17 protein-coding genes are annotated in these 19,687 nt (G+C 60.5%); 4 read left to right on the top strand and 13 right to left on the bottom strand.

The window, feature by feature from the left end; translation table 11 throughout:
• Positions 1 to 642: 642 nt before the first annotated feature.
• From L8H52_RS00145 to L8H52_RS00135, 3 genes are all read right to left on the bottom strand, one after another.
• The gene (locus tag L8H52_RS00145) at positions 643 to 1,536 is read right to left on the bottom strand and encodes an NAD-dependent epimerase/dehydratase family protein (protein ID WP_242205469.1); all 894 of its coding nucleotides are present in this window, start codon (positions 1,534 to 1,536) and stop codon (positions 643 to 645) included.
• 103 nt (positions 1,537 to 1,639) lie between these two features.
• Entirely contained in the window at positions 1,640 to 2,551 is a 912-nt protein-coding gene (locus L8H52_RS00140) for a LysR family transcriptional regulator (RefSeq protein WP_242205470.1), read from the bottom strand.
• A gap of 60 nt (positions 2,552 to 2,611) precedes the next feature.
• A complete protein-coding gene (locus L8H52_RS00135) occupies positions 2,612 to 3,202 on the bottom strand; it encodes an NAD(P)H-dependent oxidoreductase (RefSeq protein ID WP_095119572.1) in 591 nt (196 codons plus the stop codon).
• A gap of 184 nt (positions 3,203 to 3,386) precedes the next feature.
• On the opposite strand from L8H52_RS00135, the gene L8H52_RS00130 reads away from it, so the two are divergent.
• Entirely contained in the window at positions 3,387 to 3,701 is a 315-nt protein-coding gene (locus L8H52_RS00130; RefSeq protein WP_242205472.1) for a putative quinol monooxygenase, read from the top strand.
• On the opposite strand, the gene L8H52_RS00125 is transcribed toward L8H52_RS00130, so the two are convergent.
• On the bottom strand, positions 3,691 to 4,455 hold the full coding sequence (locus L8H52_RS00125; protein WP_242205474.1) for a sulfite exporter TauE/SafE family protein: 765 nt from the start codon (positions 4,453 to 4,455) through the stop codon (positions 3,691 to 3,693). The genes L8H52_RS00130 and L8H52_RS00125 overlap by 11 nt on opposite strands.
• A gap of 217 nt (positions 4,456 to 4,672) precedes the next feature.
• Between L8H52_RS00125 and L8H52_RS00120 the strand changes: the two genes are divergently transcribed.
• The 3 genes from L8H52_RS00120 to L8H52_RS00110 all read left to right on the top strand — a co-directional run bounded on the left by L8H52_RS00120 (position 4,673) and on the right by L8H52_RS00110 (position 6,792).
• Complete coding sequence (locus L8H52_RS00120; protein WP_242205476.1) at positions 4,673 to 5,554, top strand: LysR substrate-binding domain-containing protein; 882 nt, start codon at positions 4,673 to 4,675, stop codon at positions 5,552 to 5,554.
• A 55-nt stretch (positions 5,555 to 5,609) separates the two neighbouring features.
• The gene (locus L8H52_RS00115) at positions 5,610 to 6,185 is read left to right on the top strand and encodes an NAD(P)H-dependent oxidoreductase (RefSeq protein WP_150651877.1); all 576 of its coding nucleotides are present in this window, start codon (positions 5,610 to 5,612) and stop codon (positions 6,183 to 6,185) included.
• A gap of 196 nt (positions 6,186 to 6,381) precedes the next feature.
• Positions 6,382 to 6,792: a MerR family transcriptional regulator gene (locus L8H52_RS00110; protein WP_100846316.1), complete on the top strand. Its 411-nt coding sequence runs from the start codon at positions 6,382 to 6,384 to the stop codon at positions 6,790 to 6,792.
• A 69-nt stretch (positions 6,793 to 6,861) separates the two neighbouring features.
• Here L8H52_RS00110 and L8H52_RS00105 read toward each other — a convergent pair whose 3' ends face one another.
• The 9 genes from L8H52_RS00105 to L8H52_RS00065 are packed head-to-tail and all read right to left on the bottom strand — an operon-like array spanning position 6,862 to position 19,686.
• The gene (locus L8H52_RS00105; protein ID WP_242205478.1) at positions 6,862 to 9,477 is read right to left on the bottom strand and encodes an MMPL family transporter; all 2,616 of its coding nucleotides are present in this window, start codon (positions 9,475 to 9,477) and stop codon (positions 6,862 to 6,864) included.
• A 32-nt stretch (positions 9,478 to 9,509) separates the two neighbouring features.
• A complete protein-coding gene (locus L8H52_RS00100; RefSeq protein ID WP_095119577.1) occupies positions 9,510 to 10,346 on the bottom strand; it encodes an outer membrane lipoprotein-sorting protein in 837 nt (278 codons plus the stop codon).
• A 57-nt stretch (positions 10,347 to 10,403) separates the two neighbouring features.
• Positions 10,404 to 11,654 carry a DUF1302 family protein gene (locus tag L8H52_RS00095; protein ID WP_242205480.1) on the bottom strand — a complete coding sequence of 417 codons (1,251 nt, stop codon included), beginning with the start codon at positions 11,652 to 11,654 and terminating at the stop codon, positions 10,404 to 10,406.
• 50 nt (positions 11,655 to 11,704) lie between these two features.
• Complete coding sequence (locus L8H52_RS00090; protein ID WP_242205482.1) at positions 11,705 to 12,469, bottom strand: SDR family NAD(P)-dependent oxidoreductase; 765 nt, start codon at positions 12,467 to 12,469, stop codon at positions 11,705 to 11,707.
• Positions 12,466 to 13,203: a 3-oxoacyl-ACP reductase family protein gene (locus L8H52_RS00085; protein WP_242205485.1), complete on the bottom strand. Its 738-nt coding sequence runs from the start codon at positions 13,201 to 13,203 to the stop codon at positions 12,466 to 12,468. The genes L8H52_RS00090 and L8H52_RS00085 overlap by 4 nt, the downstream gene beginning before the upstream one ends.
• A 9-nt stretch (positions 13,204 to 13,212) precedes the next feature.
• Positions 13,213 to 16,083 (bottom strand): aminotransferase class III-fold pyridoxal phosphate-dependent enzyme, encoded by a 2,871-nt coding sequence (locus tag L8H52_RS00080; RefSeq protein WP_242205486.1) that lies wholly within the window; start codon positions 16,081 to 16,083, stop codon positions 13,213 to 13,215.
• 47 nt (positions 16,084 to 16,130) lie between these two features.
• Positions 16,131 to 17,339, bottom strand: coding sequence for a beta-ketoacyl synthase N-terminal-like domain-containing protein (locus L8H52_RS00075; RefSeq protein ID WP_242205488.1), 1,209 nt, complete (start codon positions 17,337 to 17,339; stop codon positions 16,131 to 16,133).
• Complete coding sequence (locus L8H52_RS00070) at positions 17,336 to 18,631, bottom strand: beta-ketoacyl-[acyl-carrier-protein] synthase family protein (protein WP_242205490.1); 1,296 nt, start codon at positions 18,629 to 18,631, stop codon at positions 17,336 to 17,338. The genes L8H52_RS00075 and L8H52_RS00070 overlap by 4 nt, the downstream gene beginning before the upstream one ends.
• The gene (locus L8H52_RS00065; protein ID WP_242205492.1) at positions 18,628 to 19,686 is read right to left on the bottom strand and encodes a beta-ketoacyl synthase; all 1,059 of its coding nucleotides are present in this window, start codon (positions 19,684 to 19,686) and stop codon (positions 18,628 to 18,630) included. The genes L8H52_RS00070 and L8H52_RS00065 overlap by 4 nt, the downstream gene beginning before the upstream one ends.
• Between the last annotated feature and the right edge of the window lies 1 nt (position 19,687).

Genomic DNA, 19,687 nt, shown 5'->3' with positions numbered 1-19,687 from the left:
ATGAAAGTAATTTTCGTGGAGAGGTAAGGCGTGTCGCTGATGGATATGTCTTGTCGTGATTAATGAAAATCACGGGGCGGGATTTACATGGCCTTTCGGTGAACGAGAAACCAATGTGGGAGCGAGCCTGCTCGCGAAGGCGGCTTCACATTCAACATCTCTGCCGACTGATCCAACGCTTTCGCGAGCAGGCTCGCTCCCACAGTTTTGATCGCATTCCTCCAGACAGAATGCGCAAAACCTGTGGGAGCTGGTGGACGACTCACACCATTTCGTTACGAATCCATTCAACCACCGACGTGCGCTTCGGTGCCCAGCCATAGACATGTTTTTCAAATCCGGCCAAGCGCTATACTCGCCTGACAACCTCCGCGGAGTCCCTGCCATGAGCCCCACGCCTCGCACCAAAAAAAAACTGACAACCGAAACGTTGATTCGCGCAGTTGCCAGCTCGACAGCCATCGAGACGGGTCAAAGCGTGGAGACCATTGAGCGCAAACTCAAACTCAGGTCCAGCAGGTTCCTGCACTTGTCCCTGGCCAAGTAGCCCGTCTCAAGTCGCAAAGCCCGAAACGTAAACGGCTGCCCGATGGCAGCCGTTCTAAAGGGTGATCACAAAGCCCGGCGGGGCTCAAACAGCAATCACACCATTTCGTTACGAATCCATTCAACCACCGAGGTGCGCTTCGGTGCCCAGCCCAGCAGTTCGCGGGCGTGTTTGCCGCGCACTCGGCTGTTGGAGCCGAGGCCGTAGTTGGCCATTTCGTAGCCCCATTCGGCTTCGGCGTCTTTCAGCGGCCAGTCTTGTGGTTGGCCCAGGTTCAGTGCTTCAGCCATGGCGGTGGTCATGTCGATGAACGACGCTTCGCCGCTTTCGACGAAGTAGAACGTGCCCGGTACGTTTTTGGTCAGCGCCAGCAGGTAGAGGGCAACGACGTCTTCGATGTGCACGTTGGACCAGATGTTCTGGCCTGTGCCGACATGGCGCACTACGCCACTTTTGCGTGCTTGCTTGAGCAGTCGTGGCAATTGCACGCTGTCGCGGTTGACGCCCAGGCTGTGGCCGTAAATCAGCGTGTTGCAGATGACGGCGGAATTCACGCCATCCTTTGCCGCGGCAAGGATCAGGTTGTCGATGGCTACGCGCGCGGCCTTGTCGACGGTCGGCTCCGGCAGGTTGTCTTCAAAGTAGATGACGTCGCTGAACTTGCCGCCCGACGCATCGCCGACGATGCTCGAACCGCTGGTGTGCAAGAAGACTTTGTTGGAACCGCGCAACGCGTCGAGCAAGGCTTCGACTGCGCCGCGATGGTCACTGCTGGCGGCGTTGATAACTGCGTCGGCAGCGCGAGCCTGTTCGGCGAGCAGTGCTTTGTCATCCAGCGCGCCGATGACCGGGGTGATGCCAAGCGCTTTCAACTCAGCAGCCTGTTCGGCGCTGCGCACCAGACCGGTAACGGTGTGGCCAGCCTGAACCAGACCAGTAGCGATCGAGCCGCCGATAAAACCGGCAGCGCCGGTGACGAATACGTTCATGGAGAAACTCCCTGCGTGAGTAAGTGATGGGACGAGTATCTGCTCGTGGGTCCGAGGGAAAAACCCGCCCTCGCCCAATTCACTCTTGCGCAGAGATCACGAATCAGCCCTTGAAATCGGCGCTGGCGTAAGCGGCGAGCTTGCTCTGAATGAAGTCGAGAAAACACTGAATGCGCAGCGCCAGCTGCGAGTTACGGTAGTACACCGCGTTGATTGGCTGGCGATAACCGCTGTTGAATTCGCCGAGGAGGACCTTCAGGCGCCCGGCACGGATGTCATCGATGGTCATGAAGTGCGACAGACAGGCAATGCCCTGCCCTTCCAGCGCCAGATGGCGCACGGTCTCGCCACTGGAAGCGCTGATCGCCGCGGTGATCGGCCAGCGATCGCCGTGCACATAGCGCAGCGGCCATTGGTTGAGGCCTTCGTTCTGGGTGAAGCCGAGCAAGGTGTGTTCGCTCAGATCGGCGACTTGCAGCGGCGCGCCGTGTTTCTCCAGATAGGCAGGGCTGGCGACGATCAGCAGCGGACTGCAACCAAGCGAACGCGCGTGCAATGTCGAATCGGCGAGGGTACCGATGCGGATGGCGATGTCGGTGCTTTGTTCCAGCAGGTCAATGATCAGGTCATTGCTGTTGAGTTCGAGCTGGATGTCCGGATAGAGCTGGCGGAATTCGTCGATGTAGGGCACAACTGCGTGGAGCATGAACGGCGATGCCGCGTTGATCCGCAGGCGCCCCGACGGGGTTTGCTGGCGTGAAGACAGACGCTCTTCGAGTTGCTCCATCTGATCGAGAATCAGCTTGGCCTGCTCGAAGAAATACTTGCCCTCCTCGGTCAGGTCCATGCGCCGCGTGGTGCGGTTGATCAGCGTGGTGTCGAGCTTGGCTTCCAGCTTCGACAACGTGCGGCTGACTGCCGACGGCGTTTGTCCGACCTGTTCGGCGGCGGCGGAAATCGAACCGCATTCGATCACGCAGACGAAAATCTGCAACTCATCGGATCTGGCTTTCACGGGTGTCCTCAAATCGATTGGCCTGCCCCGCAGGCTCAGGCCTTCGATAGTAGCCGAGCATCAGCCCTTGAGGCCAAACACCTCGGTCAAATGCTGCTCATAACGCGCCACATCAGCCTCGATGTTCGGCCGCTTCATCACGTCCACACAAAGGAACGTCGGCAACCCGGTCATACCGAGAAATTCGTTGGCCTTGTGAAACGGGAAGTACACCGCATCAACACCTTTGGCCTCGAAGAAATCAGTCGGATCATCGAAGGCTTGCTGCGGTGCGTTCCAGGTCAGCGACAGCATGTATTGCTTGCCCTGAATCAGGCCACCGCTGCCGTACTTCTGCGATGCATCGGAACGGGTGCGGCCATCGCTGGCGTAGAGGCTGCCGTGGCCTTCGGTGAAGACTTCATCAAGGTACTTTTTCACCGTCCATGGCGCGCCCATCCACCAGCCCGGCATCTGATAAATGATCACGTCGGCCCAAAGGAATTTCGCCACTTCTTCGGCGACGTCGTAGCCCTCGTCGATGAACGTGGTTTTGACGTCGACACCGCCGCGATCCAGCACGCTCAGCGCGGCCTCGTGCAGGGTGGTGTTGTAGCGACCGTCGGAGTGAGCGAATTTTTTACCGCCATTAAGCAACAGCACTTTTTTCATGAGAAAGCCTCGGCGCAGCCATTGGGCTGGATGGAGAAGGGAAACTGGAATGGCGGCAGGTTAACGATCCGCCTCGCGCGGAATAAGGCCTGACTGCGCAAAATACATTTGATCAAAAAGCACGAATCCATCGCCGATTGTTGCAATAACATCCGCGGCATTCTGAATATGAGGAGTCGTTGTGATGAGTGAACGCCTGGGTTTTATCCTGCATGCCAAGACCCGCCCGGAAAAATCCGAGGCTTTCGAAGCGCTGTTTCGCGCCTATGTCGAGCCGAGTCGCGCTGAGCCGGGTTGTATCGAGTACCACATGCTGCGCGACAAGGAAGATCCGACGCTGTTCATCTTCTACGAGATCTGGGCGTCGCAAGCGCACCTGGATGTGCACTCGAACCTGCCGCACATGAAGGCATTCTTCGAGCGACGCATGGATTATCTGCAGCGCGATTTTGATATCCGCCAGATCGAAATGCTCAGCGAAGCTTCGGCTAACCGCTGATCAGCAGATGGGCGCCGAGCGCGCCCAGACCGATGAAGAACACGCGCTTGAACAGCACCGCGCTGATGCGTTCGCGCAGCCATTGGCCAAGCAACATGCCGAGAATGGCCGGAATCAGCGCCAGCAGCGAAGCACTGAGTTCGCCGCCACCGAGGGCACCGCGCCAAAGCAATCCAGCGGCCAACGCCAGCGTCGAAACCGTGAAAGACAGGCCCAGTGCCTGCACCAGTTCATCGCGACTCAAACCCAGCGCTTGCAGGTACGGCACCGCCGGAATCACGAAGACGCCCGTCGCCGAGGTGATGACGCCAGTGATCAAGCCGCACACCGGGCCGAGCCAGGTTTCGTGGCGTGGCTGGATGTGCAGCGTTGGCAAAAACAATCCGCTCAACGCGTAGAGCAACAGTGCCGCGCCGAGTCCGCGCACCACCCAATGCCCGCCTGCCATGCCGATCCACATTGTGCCGATGCCCGTGCCGAGAAAGATCATCAGCAGCATCGGCCACAAGCGTTTGATCAGACCTTTCAAGTGTCCGCCGAATGCCAATTGCCAGACGTTGGTCAGGGTTGCCGGGATGATCAGCAGCGCGGCTGCCTGCGACGGCGCCATAGCCAGACCGAGCAGGCCCATGGCGACGGTGGGCAGACCGAGGCCGATGACGCCTTTGATCAGGCCGGCGAGGACGAAGGTCATCATGACCAGCAAAGACAAGGCCAGTCCGAGATTTTGATAGAAGTCTGCAAGTGTGCTCATGGCATGACTGTGCGCCAGTCGAGGCTGGCTGAAAATCTGCCATATACTGAGGCAGCCTCTCTTTTAACAAGAGGCTGAAATTTTCAGTCAGGCGACCGGCCCCTTCGCGAGCAGGCTCGCTCCCACATTGGATGGGTGTCGTACACAACTCCCCTGTGGGAGCGAGCCTGCTCGCGAAGGGGCCAGCCCGAACACCCTAAAACCAGAGGCCACCCTCATGCACTTCGACCTCACCGACCTGCGCCTCTACCTGCACATCCTCGACAGCGGCAACATCACCGCCGGCGCTGCCCGCAGCCATTTATCCCTGGCCGCCGCCAGCGCCCGAATCCGTGCCATGGAAGCCTCGCTCGGCAGCGATTTCCTTGAGCGCGGGCGCCGTGGCGTCACGCCGACGGCCGCCGGCAAAGCCCTCGCCCACCACGCGCGCATCCTTGTGCAACAAGCCGAACGCATGCAGCAGGATCTGGCCGAGTACGCCCAAGGCGTCAAAGGTCAGGTGCGCTTGCTGTGCAACACCACGGCGATCACCGAATACCTGCCGGAAGTACTCGCGGACTTCCTGCGCGATCATCCCAATCTCGACATCGATTTGCAGGAACTGCCCAGCGCGCGCATCACTCACGCCTTGCGCCAGGGCGCGGCGGACCTGGGGATTGTTTCCGATGCGGTCGACACCCACGGTCTGCAAACCCGGCCCTTCCGCGACGATCCATTAGTGCTGATCCTGCCCCCAGACCATATTTTGGCGAGTCAGGCGTCGCTGACGTTTGGTGAAACCCTGGCGCACGACTATGTAGCGCTTGGCAGCCACAGCGCGCTGGCGATTCACCTTGAGGAACAAGCGCTGCACATCGGCCAGCGCATGTCGATCCGGATCCGTGCCGATGGCTTCGAGGGCGTCATGCGCATGGTGGCGCGAGGTGCGGGGCTGGCCATCGTGCCCAAGGTGGCTATCGAGCGCTGGGCGGCGGTGCACTCGATAACGTGCCGGCCGCTGGACGAAGTCTGGGCCCATCGCACTCTGCAACTGTGCGCGCGGGATTTCGATCACCTGCCCGGTTACGCCCGTGCCCTGTTCGATACGCTGATGCCTTGACTCTACCGCTAGGGGCAGACTCTATCCTGTGAGCTTCATTTCAGGAGTACACACAATGAGCAAACGAATGCTCGTGATTCTGGGTCACCCCTCCACCGACAGCTTTTGCGGGGCATTGAGCGAAACCTACGTGCAGGCAGCCAAAGACGCCGGGCATGACGTCCGCCTGTTGCGCCTGGATGCGCTGGCGTTCGATCCGGTTTTGCACGAGGGCTACAACAAGGTGCAGCCGCTGGAGCCGGATCTGCTGCAAGCCCAGGCCGACATCACCTGGGCCGAACACCTGACGTTTGTCTATCCGATCTGGTGGGGCGGGATTCCGGCGTTGCTCAAAGGTTTTGTCGACCGGATTTTCCTGCCCGGTTTCGCCTTCAAGTATCGCGAAGGCAAAGCCTTCCCCGACAAGCTGCTCAAGGGCCGCACCGCGCATCTGCTGGTGACCATGGACACGCCGTACTGGTATTACAAATGGGTCTACGGCATGCCGGGGCTGCATCAGATGCGCAAGACCACCCTGGAATTCTGCGGGATCAAGCCGTTGAAGACGCTGACGTTCGGACCGATTCTGGGCTCCAAACCGAAACAGCGCGAAAACTGGCTGGAGCAAGCCCGCGTGAGCGCCGCCTGCTGACGCAACACGGCTGAAACACTGACGGCGCGTGGCCGTCGTCAGTCCGTCTGCGGGTTCCCGTCGGTGCCCGCCCGTCGCCTGTGCGCGTCTTTTACGCACAGCTGCAACCTTGTGATGATATTGGACATATAATCGCCGCCGATCAGGCATGACGCCTGACCGCGCTAGCTATGTTTGATCATCGAGACGGACCTTTATGTATATCGGCAAAGCCGCCCAGCTGTCGGGCACCACTGTCAAAAGCATTCGCCATTACGAAGAAATCGGCCTGTTGCCCGAGCCCAAGCGTGAAGGCAAATACCGTATCTACAGCCAGCAAAGTGTCGAGGTGTTGACGTTCATCAAGTGCGCCCAGCAATTGGGCTTCAAGCTCAAAGAGCTACAGGTGATCCTCAACAACTACCGCGGCGACGAATTCCCGTGGGACATGGCGCAACGAGCCATTGCCGAAAAAAAAGCCGAACTGGTGACCCAGATCGGCGATTTGCAGCAGTTGCACGACGGCCTCGAAGCGTTCGAAAACAACCTCAACGATGCGCGACAGGAATGTCAGTTCGAGCGCATTGCCCGTTATGGCGAAAAAAACCCGGGCACTACCCTGAACTGAAAGCCCTGCTGCGCCGCATGACCGGGCTCGCCTGTCGTCTCAGGGCAGGCGTGCCCGGTCGTTGGCGAGTCAGCCCGGCACCGCCTCCCCTTCTGTGCGCAGTGCTTGAACCGGCGCATGCACCGGCACAATCGCCGCAAAGAACCACGGCGATACCAGCGTCACCAGGACAATGGTCATGACCCCGCTGGAAAACAGCGCCATCGCCACCAGTGCGCCCAGATCGACAATCGGCTTGAAGTCGGAAAACAGCAACGCCATGAAGCCTACGGAGAAGATCACCACGTTGATCACCGTAGAACGACCAACGCTGTGCATCGCCTGCAAAATGGCCGCGTCGATCTCGATACCCTGCTGCACCAGCAACTTGATGCGTGACAGCAGGTGCACCGCGTAATCGACCACGCCGACCACGAGGAACGTCACCAGCGTCGTGCCGATGTTCAGCTCGATGCCGAACAGAAACATGAAGCCGTAGACCGTCACCGACGTGGTCAGCAAGGTCAACATGCCGAGCACACCGAGGCGTACCGATTTCAGCCAGTACATCATCATCAACGTGACGACCAGCAAGGCCAGGGAGAAACTCAACACCTGGCCTTGAGTGATTTCCTGCAGCACGCCCGTCCAGATCAACGGCGTGCCGGCGTGGGTCACTTCCAGGTTGGCCGGTTTGTTCACCAGCAGCCAGGCGTCGAGGCGGTCGAGCATGCCCTGATAGTCGCTGGCGACCGACGAGGTCATGGTGTACAGGGTCAAGGCCTTGGAGAAATCGGCGTTGAGCACATTGTTCAGGTCCGAGCCGCCACCGTTTTCGAACAGCATCACGTGCTGCTCGATCAGCGAATTGCCCGGCACTTCAAAACGCTCGACCTGCCCGTCGTCATTGACCGAGGTGACCTTCTCCACGGCATTCGGCACCCGCAGATAATCCGGGTTCATGTCGTTGAGCACCAGGTTCATGCGCTTGACGTAAGTCGCCAGCGAGTAGCCATAACTGACGTTCGGCTGCTGTTTGATGAAGTGGTCAAGCTTGTCGATGAACTGCACCACTTCGGTGGTCAGTACGCCGCGCGGCTCTTTGCTGTCGATCGCGATCCAGCCCGGCGCCGTGCCCGCTACTTTGGCGTGGTTGATGAACTGATCGGACACGCGAATGTGGCTTTCCGGTTTGAAGTAAGCGATGCCGGAGTCTTCGATATCGACGCGGAACGTGAACACCGTGGCCAGCGCCAGCACAGGCAGAATGACCATCAGGATCGGCTTGCGAAAGCGGATCATCCAAGCGCAGAACGCGACCAGATAGCGCGATATGATCGACTCCTGGTGCACCACAGCCTTGGCTTGCTGCGGCTGATCCTTGCCCCAGATCGCGATCCACGCCGGAATCAGCAACAGCGAAATGATCAGCGCCGCAGTCAGCCCGATGGACATGAACACGCCGAAATTACGGATGCTGACAATGTTGTTGGTGGTGGAAATCATGAACGTGGCGATGGTCGTCACGGTTGTCAGCACCACCGGCACCACCATCAGGCGCTGGGTTTCGCGGTTGGCCTCGCGATTGCTCTTGCCGGCGCTTTTCTGCTCGTAATACTCAGCCATCACGTGGATCGCATCGGAGCAGCAAATGGTGAACAGGAACACTGGCAGCACACTGGTCAGCAGGTCGAACGGCACCCGCAACAGCGCCATCAGGCCCAAGGTCCAGATGGTGCAGAACAGAATGTTGAACAGCGGCAACAGCACGCCCAGTGGTTTGCGGAAGAAGAAGATCAGCAGCAAGGTAATCAGCAAAAACACGATCGGGAACAGCACGGCCAGGTCGTGATCGATGATCTCCTGCTGCGCGGCGATGAAGATCGGCATGCCGGCAATGAAGATTTCGTCCTTGTACTCGGGGTGCTCGGCCTGATATTGCGCGACGATGCCGCGCACGATCTGATAGGCGCGCAATTGCGCCTGAGCGTCGTCCTGCTTGGTGCCGAGTTCGGCCACCAGCATCGCGACTTTCTTGTCCTTGGACACCACCCCGTCGACCATCAACTCGTTGCCCATGATCTGCGATTCGACCACTGCCGGGTCCATGTCATAAGCATTGAGGGTTTTGTGGATCAACAGCTCGCCGTCGTCGGTCAGGACGATGTTTTCCAGGTCGCCCATCGAGGCCATTTCGCGGATCGGGTTGATCCGCTCGGCGAGAAAGGTCAGGAACAGTTGATCATGGGAATCCCAGTTCTGGCTCTGGGCATGATCACGCAATGCCTTGGCGTTGGCGTAATCGTTCTGCGAAAAACCACCTTCGAGAATGTCCCGGGTCAGCAACTGCGCACGGCTGTCGTCGGGGTGCCGGGCAACGATCTGCGCCAGCTGCTCCTTGTCGGCATCGTTGGCCAGGATCATCTTGCGCACCGACTGCGACATCGAAAACAGCGCGTTGAGCGTGGTTTTGTTGAACACCGTCTGCGGATTGTTCAGCGCCACCATCACCGAGTCGAACGTGCCGGTGAACTCACCCTGCAAATCGATGATGGTCTTGCGCGCCGGGTGGTTTTCCTTGAGCAGATAAGGGTTGGTGTCGGACACCAGCGCGCCCAGCGTGTAGGTGAAATACGCGGTTATCGCCACCAGCAGGAAAACAATCGTCCGCGCATAGCGCTCGACGAAATTCAGATATCTTTCCATGATCAAGGGTTCCAGGTCGTCGGGGGCGGCGCTTAGCGGGCAGACACGGCAAATTCCGGCAGGTCACCGGTTTTCAGCCCGCGCTTGATGGCGGTCTGGGTGAACAGGCGATCTTCCAGCGAGACGTTGTACTGCAACTGGTTGAAGCGCATTTCCGAGCGGGTGCCGTCGATAAAGTGCTCGGTCTCACTGAGGACGATGCTGTCGATCGAGTCGATGGTTGCGACTTTCTGCGTGCGCATCTGCTTGATCAACACGCCTTTGACGTCGAAGAAATCCTGACGCATGACCAGGAAGTTCTGCTTGTCGATCCACACCTTCAGCTTGTTGTAACCGGTCTTGGCCAGCACCTCTGGGGACGCCGGTTCGCGCTCGATCACGTAGCAGTCGCGGCCCTTGATCTGTTCTTCGCCGACGAGTTTCTGCGAATAGTCTTTGACGCGGATCTTGTCCAGATCGGCGTACGAGTACTCACTGCCCATGAACGAGCCGCGCTTGTCGGTGGTGGAGATGCGGCGGGTCTGACGGCTGACCGGCAGGTACATCCACTGGCTGTCTTCCAGGCCGAGGGTTTCGTGCGGGTTTTCAATGTGGAAGGCGACGTCACGCACGTCAGTCGGCGCGGAAAAGTACATGCTGAACTTGTCGCTGTCCGGGTAATCCTTTTGCAGATAGGTGAACTCGCGAACTCGGGTATTGCCTTTCTTGTCATGCAGGATCAGCGAGACCTGGGACATGAAGCTGTTCCCGTCATTGCGATCGCGTACCTGACGGATGATCTCATCGGCATTGCCAGCCTCGGCGGCACTGGCGCAGGCGCTACCGAGGATCAATGCGGCGGTGGTCAGACTTTTCAAAAACGGCAACATAACAACTTCCTTTTCGTTGGATGAGTGCACCTGCGCGAGCGCGGCAGGCATGATGGGTCAGAACAGATAACCGGCCGACAGCCGCACTTGATCGCGCTTGCTGTACTCGCCAAAAGACCTGTCGGGTTTGCCGAAGAACACATCCACTTCCAGGCCGAGCTTGATGTAGTCGACCGGCTTGTAGGTGAAGATGCCTTGCAGCAAGGCGTTGTCCTGAAACGGTGGTGAGGCAGCCGCGACCAGACGACTCTTGAGGCGGTCCTGCCAATGGGTGCCTTCGGCCGACAGGGTGAACAGCGGTTCGCGCTTGTCCTGCAACATGCCGTCCTGCCAGTCGAGCAGCACTTGTTCCTGCCATTGCGCGGAAATCAGCCAGTCGCGCAACAGGTAGTCGACACCCAGCAGCGACTTGACCATGGGCGTGCTGTCGGCACCGTAGGCGCGGGTCGGATTGGTCACGCGCCAGTTGTCAAAATACGCGACCTCACTGCGCACCACGATGCTGTGCCCGGCGTCGATCGCCAGCCCCGCACCGCCCATGGTGTAACGGGGAAACTGCCGTTCCAGTCGCGTGCGACCGTCATCGGCGAGACCTTCGACCGCGTACACCGGATCTTGCTGACGGGCGCTCAAGGCAACGAAACTGGTATCCACTGCGCCGATCCGGCCATTGGCGCTCAGGCCATAGGAATAGCCCTTGTCGCCGTCATAGCCGGGTTTGGAATCGAGCAGGAAATACTGCGGATCCGGCGTGGCAAACAGCGGCGCGGCAAATTCACTGCCCTCCACCGGCGCCCGGTTTTTCAAGAAGTCAGTGATCCACAGCGCCTCCAGTTCCCATTCGCCCACCGGTTGTGCAAAACGCACCATGGGCACGGCGATACGACTGTCTTCGAGCAGCGGCGTCAGACCATCGCGATAGTCCAGCGGGTTGATCTGATCGAGCACGCGCAATTCATCCGCACGGCCCCAGACCACTTGCTGCCAGCCCACCGTCACTTCGCCGTCACCTAGGGAATGGCCGACGTAGAGGTGCCGCCAATCGGCATCGAAACGGTATTTGTCGCGAGCCCGTTCGCTGTACGGATTGTTGCCGTCGTAGCGCGCGTCATATCGCACGCGGCCCTTGGCCTTGTAGTAACCGCCGTCCCAGTTGTCTTCCAGGTTGGCTTTGAAATACACGGCTTTTTGCGTGACCTGATCGTCGCCGTGCAGGCGCAAAGCCGTAGCCACGCCGACTTCACCGTCGGCGTAATCAGGCTTCAGATCATCGACGGTCAATTCGGCCATCGCGGCGGGCGCAGCCATGCACGCCCACACCGCCCCCACAATGTGACTGTTGTGAAATCGAGGCATCGCTACATTCCCAACCCGACACCGCCATCGATCACCAGACTCTGGGCGGTCACCCCGCCAGCCTCGGGGCTGGCCAGGTAGCGCACCATCGCCGCGACTTCTTCGCTCTGAATGAAACGGCGCATCGGCAGTTTCTTCTTCGCGTTGCGCACGATCTGTTCCTGGGTCAACCCGGCAATCGCCGCTTGCGTCGCCAGTTCACCCTGCAACATTGGCGTATCGATCCACGCCGGCAGAATCGCGTTAACGGTGATCTGCCGCGAAGCGAGATCCAGCGCCAGCGCCTTGGTCATGCCGACGATGCCGTGTTTGGAGGCGCAGTACGCGGTGTTGCGCACCTTGCCGGCACGGCCGAGGATCGACGACATGTTGATGATCCGCCCACGGTCGGGCATCAGCGCCAGACACAGCGAAGTCACGTAGAACGTGCCGTTGAGGTTGACCGAAATCACCTTGTGCCAGTTGTGCAGATCCTCCGGCTCGTTCTCGTTGCAGATGCCGGCACTGTTGACCAGCACGTCGACGTACTCGACTTGCGAGCCGAGGGTCTTGAACAACGCCTCCATGGCCGGCAGGTCGGCAATGTTCGCCGCGTGGGTTTCGACTCGCGCCTTGATCTGCTCCTGTTGCTCATCGACCCAGCGCTGCAGTTCGGCCAGATCGAGATCCAGCAGGATCAGGCGATTGTCGGCGTCGGCGGCAAAGTTCTCGGCAACCGCGCGGCCGATGCCTTTGGCCGCACCGGTGATCAGAATGGTCCGGCTCATGGCATCTTCAACCCGCCGTTAACCGACAGGACCTCCCCGGTCAGGTACAAACCGCGATCGGCGAGGTACAGCACCGCTTCGGCAATTTCTTCAGGTTCCGCGTAGCGTTTGATCAGCAGACGCGACTGGATTTCTTCCTCCTGACTGCCGATCAGCGCCGTACTCATCTCGGTCTTGACGATGCCCGGCGCTACCGCGTTGACGCGAATGTTGCGTGGTGCCAGTTCCACCGCCAGGGCACGGGTCAACGATTCGACCCCACCCTTGGCGGCGGCATAGTTGCTCTGCCCTTTACCGGGCTTCTGCGCCGCCACCGAACTGATGTTGACGATGCAACCACTGCGCTGGCGCAACATGCCCGGCACCACCTGCTGACAGCACAGCATCGTGCCGATCAGGTTGGTCTGGATCACGTCGATCAGATCACGCGCCGACATCGTCGCCAGCAGACCGTCGCGAGTGATACCGGCGTTATTGACCAACAGATCGATACGCTGGAAATGCTGATCGATCCGCTCGAAAAACGCTTTGATGCTGTCGCCGTTGCTGACATCGCACTGCAACGCCAGGCAATCGATCCCCGAGGCCTGGACCTCATCGCGCAAGGCCATCGCCGCGACTTCATCGCGCACGTAACTGAACGCGATCTGATAACCGGCCCCGGCCAGGGCCTGGACAATCGCCCGACCGATGCCACGACTGCCACCGGTCACCACTGCTACTTTATTCGGCATGACCGTTCCTTAGAGCGAGTTGTCGGTTTTGAACTGCGCGAGGGTGAAACCGTGAGTCGCCGCCAGCGCACGAATCTGCTGAACCTGCTCACGGCTGATGTCGCCGTAGGAGTAGTGCTGTTTCATCCCGGACAGGCCCATCAGCACCGACTCGGCCATGCACGCGTACAACTGACCTTGCTTGAGATAGGCCCGAACGTTTTTCACCAAACCATCGCCCAGCGGTGTCTGCACGATGCCGCCGTGCATGTAGAGCACGTCAGAGCGCTGACTGGCGAGGTTCTGGTCAACGTTCAGCGGAACGGCGATGTCGCAGATCACGCTGTTTTCGGCGAAGTGTTCGGCCCCTAGAAACGGCTGCGGTGCGTTCGCCGCGCAGAGCACGATGCGTGCCTGTTTCAGCACATCTAGATCGTTGCTGACGGTGATGAAGGCATTCGCGCCCAAGCGTTCCTCGACCAGTTTCGCCACTCGCAGGCCTAGATCGGCACTGCTGCCATGGGCCTGCAACAGCGCATCGATGCCGTCGATTTGCTGCAAGCGACGGGCGAGACGGTCGTGCTCGGCGACGCCCTTGAGAATCGCGCGGGCGGCTTCGGCGTAAATCAGTTGCGCGGTTTTTTCCAGACGACGCAGGGAACCGTCGCGGCCGCTGCCGATGAGGATCAGGTGCTCGACGCTGGTCGACAGCAGCGAGGCGTAGGTCGAGGCAATGTTGCCGGCCGCACCGACCACTGCAGCGGTCTGCTCACCCAGCTCAAGGCCTTGCTGTTTGCAGCCTTGCTCGATGGCTTCCAGACCCATGCCGATGGTCAGGGCGTTGCCGGAAGTCAGCGCCATGTCGGGGATCTGCAGCGCTTGGCAGTTGTTGGTGACGATCGAGGTGTACATGCCCAGACCGGCAACGGTGTAGCCATCGGCGCGGGCATCCTTGATGCGATTGCCGACTTCTTCGCGGATGGTTTGCAAATCACCGCTGGCGATGTACGCCGCCATGGCGTCGGAATCCATGCACAGCGGGTACAGAGTGAACTCCACGGCGGTGCCGAGTTTCGAGCGGATCTGCACCGGGCCGATCGGCGCGGCACGACGCTCGGGGGCCATGCGTTTGATGAACTCGCGTTTCTGTTCAGGGCTCAGGGTCGACAGTGACGGATCGACGTCACTGAGCATGTCCGAATCAATCAAATGGTTGATGAACGCCACGCGCGCCACCACGCGCACGTTCTCATCAGACTTTGGGAGGTTTTCATCCTCCTTGAAGCTGACCTCGCGGGCCGGCACTTGCGCGATGCTGTCGGCGCACACACCGGCCGCCAGCGGGAAAGCATCGCGGCGGCGCAGCATGTCGCAGACTTTCTGCAGGGAGCCGATCAAGCCATCGATTTCTTCGAAGGTGATGCACACCGGCGGTTCCAGACGAATCACATTGGCGTTGCTGCCCGACGGCGCCACGCGCAGCGATTCGAATTGCAGCAGGTAGCCGGCAATGATGTAGCCCAGCGCATCGTTGTACTGCGCCGATGCCTGAACCAGTGAGCTGGTGCCGGTCAGGTCGTGCAATTCGAAGCCCAGCAGCAAGCCGCGACCGCGCACGTCGGCGATGACGTCCGGGTAGGCCGCTTTGAGTTCCAGCAGCGACGACTTGAGGTACTCGCCCTTCTTGTTCACGTCCTTGAGCATCGCGCTGTCGTTCTCGAACAGACGCCGCAGGGCTGACAGGGCGATATGGCAGGACGCGTCATCTTCGGCAAAGGTCGAACTGTGGATGTAGCTGAAGTCGTTTTCGTAGTGGCTGGCGCGGATCACCGTCGCAGCAATTTTCATCAGGCCTCCGCCCAGCGCTTTCGACAGGCAGTAGTAATCGCCCTGCAAGTTGAAATGGCTGGCGCCGAGCAAAGTGCCGGTGCGGCCGAAACCGGATTGCACTTCATCGATGATCAGCGGGCATTGCTGCTCGTTGCACAGACGCCGCAGGCCCAGATAAAACTCATTGGCGAACTCGTTGATGCCGCCCTCGCCCTGAATCGGCTCCAGCAATACCGCCGTGATCGCGCTGAATGCTTCGCGGCGTACCTGCAGGGTTTCGCCGCTCCATTCCAGGCTCAGCCAGTGACGCACGTGACGGGCCGGCAGGTCCTGCAATTGCTGTGGCTGCTGCGGGTCGATGAACTCGACGTTAAGGCCGAAACGGGCGAACGGTTTGCGGTACTGCTTGCCGTACGTCAGTTGAACGGTGTTCACCAGTTTGCCGTGGAAGCTGCCGCGTACAGCGAGAAAGACCGGCTCGACATGCAACTGCTCCAGGTTGTGCTGACGCACCGCCTCGGCCACTTGGCGCACGGTGACGCAGGACAGATTCTGCGGCAGCAGACCGGCGGGCAAATCGATATCGTCGATGTCCAGTTCGACGTAGGCCTTGTCGCTGGCAACCAGATTGGCGAGGGTGAAATCGCGCTCGTCGAATTGCTTCTGCAGGTTTTTCTGACGACGGTATTCGGCGTGCTTGACGGCGATTTCCACCGACTCGGCGCCACTGTTGGAGAAGGTCGAAATGTAGCGCTCGGTGTTGTTCAGTTCACGGTTGAACGCTTCACTGAGTTCACGCCCCAACTGACCGGCCGCACCGCGCACCGACATCTGCGCATTGAACGGCACATCGGCGCGCAACAGGTCGACGAGTTGATCGACAAATTGCGGATCGTTGTGGCCATACAGCGCGGCGCCGTAGCCGCCGAGGAAGTCAGTAACCGTCACCTCTTCGCCCTGCCGGTCGCGGTAAAACAATTTACTGCCCAGCGCTCTGTGGAACTGGCACTCCAGGCCCAGGGCCTGCATCAATTCAACGAATTTCGGCCGTACGTAATCGCGGTAATCCATGACAGTTCTATCCCTTGAGTAAAAAATCAGCTGTTGCGGGCGGACGGTCAGTCGGCCGCGTGAAATTCGAGTTGGTAACCGGCACTGAAGCCGTTGTCGTCGCGGTTGATGACCAGGCAATCGTGCAGCACGGCATCGCGCGGCCCGCCGAGCACAAACGGCAGGTGCGCATCCAGCGGTTGCTCCAGGCCACTGACCGGCGGGATGCTTTGCGCCTGCAACGCCTGCCGCGCGAGGATCAGATCCACCAGGCTCGGCGCACCGCTGAGCATGCCGGTCAGCGGCGTGCTGCTGGTGATGTGCGCGGCGCCGGTTCGCGCCAGCGTGCGGGCAAGATCGGCATCCTTGTGCGCATCGCCAGTGGCGCTGCTGATCAGCAGATCCACCTGTTTGTCGGGCAGGTTCAGCGAGTCCAGACGAGGATGGGCGAAGAGCGCCGTCAGGCAGGTTTGCGGGCCTGCCGGCAGATCATCGGCGCGGCGCAGTACCAACGCCGCCGCGCCTTCGCCGGCAATACCACCACTGCCGTGGCGATCGAAGGCGCGCAGGCTTTGCGAAGCGTCGGTGCTGATTACGCCAGCCTCGGCCAGTGCAGCCAGCGCCAGTGGATCAAGTTCACTGCCGGCGCCGACCACAATCGCCGCATCCACTCGACCGCTTTGCAGCGCGGCGCAGGCCTCGCGTAGCGCCGCGAGATTGCCGGCCACACCTTGCATGTAAGCGTTGCTTTCGCACTCCAGTTTCAACGCCAGACTGACCACCCCGAGCAAACCGTTGCTGAGGCTTTTGAGGACCAGAAACGGATCGAGCGCGCGCTCCTGCAACACGCGTTTGGCCAGACGCTGCATGTCGGCACCGGCCTCGGTCTGACACTCGTGCAGCAGTTCACCGTAAGAAGCGAGCGAGGGATGGGTGTAACCGCCCTGGCAGCAATAGAGACCAAAACGCACGTTGTCGCGGCCCGGTTCAAGCCCGGCCTCGGCCAACGCCTGGCGCACGGCACTGACGCCCCAGATCACTGCCGGCGGGCAGTAACGCTGGAGGTTTTGCGCGACATCCTGACGGCTACGTTGATGGTCTCGATCAGCGATGTGCCCGAACGCGGTGACGCGCTCGCTGTGGAACAGTGACGAGTTCAGGGGCGAGATCGCGCTGCGACCCTCGCGGGCCGCCGACCAGAAACCCTCAACTCCCCAGCCTGTGGGCAACACACAGCCGCTGCCGGTGATGGCGATACGTGCAGAGGCATTGCTCATTGTCCGTGCTCCCGATATTTGCCAAGGGCCAGCGAGGTGTTGAGGCCGCCAAAACCGAAGGAATTGCTCAGTGCGTAATCCACGCGACGACTGACGGCCTGACCGGCGCAGTAATCCAGATCGCACTGTTCGTCGGCGTCGTGCAGGTTCACCGTGGGCGTGACCAGATCGTTCAGGCAGGCCAATGCGGTGACGATGCATTCGGGTGCGCCGGCCGCTGCGATCAGGTGACCGAACTGTGATTTGTTGGCGCTGACAGCCAAGGCTTGATAGTGCTTGTGTTCGGCGAACACACTTTTGATCGCGAGGGTTTCGGCAACGTCGTTGAGCGGCGTCGAGGTGCCGTGGGCGTTGATCAGATCGATCTGCTGCGGGCGTAGCCCGGCGTCGTCGAGCGCAGCTTGCATCGCCAGTGCCGCGCCACGTCCTTCGGGTTGCGGTGCAGTGACTTTGTAAGCGTCCAGGCTGCTGCCGAAACCGAGCACTTCGGCATAGGGTGTCGCGCCCCGGGCCAAGGCGTGTTCCAGGCTTTCGAGGACAACAAAACCGCCGCCCTCGCCGGCGATCAGCCCACTGCGGTCACGATCGAACGGCCGACACAGGTCGGCGCCCCAGCGTTGTTCGCCCGACGCGGCGCCGAGCAAGTACAGCGCGGCCATGGTGTCGAGATTGAGCACCGAGTCGGCACCGCCGGCCAGCGCTACGCTGACTTCGCCGCGACGAATCATCTGAAAGGCATTACCGATCGCTTGCGAGGCGCCAGCACAGGCACTGCTGATGTTGATCACGGGGCCTTCGCAGCCGAGATCGTCGGCGATTACGCGCGCCAGACGGTCGTTGCTTTGACGCAGCGAACCGTCGGCATTCACTTGCCCGGCACGCGGCATCAGGTGCTGCCAGCCAGGGGCCGCGCCATCGGGGGCGGCGGTCAGCAGCATGTCGGCGAGCATGTGCTGTGGCGCGCCCGAGGCACACAGGACCGCGGCGCCGCGCAATTGCTCCGGTTGCAGGCCGCTGTCGTTGACCGCTTGCGTAGCGGCCACCCAGCCAAAGCGGCTGCGTTTTTCCAGTGGCATCGTCCACGCCGTGTGGTTGTGCAGTTTTTCCGGCAACAGGCTCATGTCGACAGGCGCTGCATAACGCACCGCAAACGAGGCCTCTTGCAGGTCGTCCGGCTGCCATGGCCGCACGCAATGTTCGGCGCCGAGCATTTTTTCCCAGAGGGTCTGCCATTCGAAACCGAAACCGGTGACGGCGCCCATGCCGGTGATCACAATCCGTGTCGCACTCATGCGTGCTTCTCCATGGTTTCACTGCTCAACAGCAACGCGCCCCAGTGACCGGCGCGAGTGTGGCTGACAAGCAGCGTGTAGCCTGGCGTCGCCGTTGTCTCACGACTGAGGTGCAAGGTCAGCGCGACCTCTGTCAGCAAGCCGCTGGCGCCCAGTTCACCGGTCATGTTGCGGGTGCTGCGAATCTCGCGCGGGAAGGCTTCGAGCAACTTCATCAACTGCTCGTCAGCGCAATTGCCGACGACCTGTTCAACGTCGCCCACGCGCAGTTTCTCCAGACTCAAGGCTTGGTCGATCACGCGCTGGCCAACGGCTGAAGAGCGTTGCGGATCCGCGCTGTAGCCCCGAGCGAACCCGGCTACGCGTACGACATGGGCCCTATCCGCTGGTGGTGTTGACGCCAGCAACAGCGCGGCGGCGCCCTCACCAAAAACCGCCTCGTTTGCCTGGTCGGGCTCGCGCAGGTACAGGGCCGGTGTCAGGTTCGGACTGCTGCTGACCACCAGCGCGGCGTCGGCATGCTGCTCGCCAATCTGCTGGCAGGCTTCGATCAGCGCATCCAGCCCGGCGTTGTCCTGGGAACAGAAGCCTCCCATCGGCCCGTGGCAATCGAGCGCTTCGGCCACATACGCCATCACGCTGCTGTTGAGCAGGGTCAGCGCATGCAAGGGCGGAGTGTTGGCCAACAATTGGCCGAGTTGTTTGTGTGGCTGTTCGATGATCGCCTGCACCGCGTCCCAACAAGGGCTTGGTGCGTCGACTTCGGGAATGGCCGCGGTCAGGGCAACACGCGAGGCGGGCACTTGCAGCGCCGCCAGCGACGGTGCCAGCCGTGCTGCGCAATGCAATAAACGCAAGCCTTGCGGCTCGACGCTGCGCTGGATCTTGCGATCGAACAAATCGCTCGCCAGACGCGGCGTCGGCAATGCAAAAGCCAGACGTCGCGCGTCAAAGGCCAGTGGTTGTGCTGAGCGTGGTGTGCCGAGCAAGTCGGCACATTCGCTGCCAGCTGCATTCAGGACAGCAGCGGTGTGCAGATAGATGGCTCTGTTCATG

It is taken from the genome of Pseudomonas sp. CROZ-RG-20F-R04-15, assembly GCF_022662375.1.
Lineage (GTDB): Bacteria > Pseudomonadota > Gammaproteobacteria > Pseudomonadales > Pseudomonadaceae > Aquipseudomonas.
Note: the sequence above shows the minus strand (reverse complement) of the source record. Positions and strands in the feature narration are given on the sequence as shown.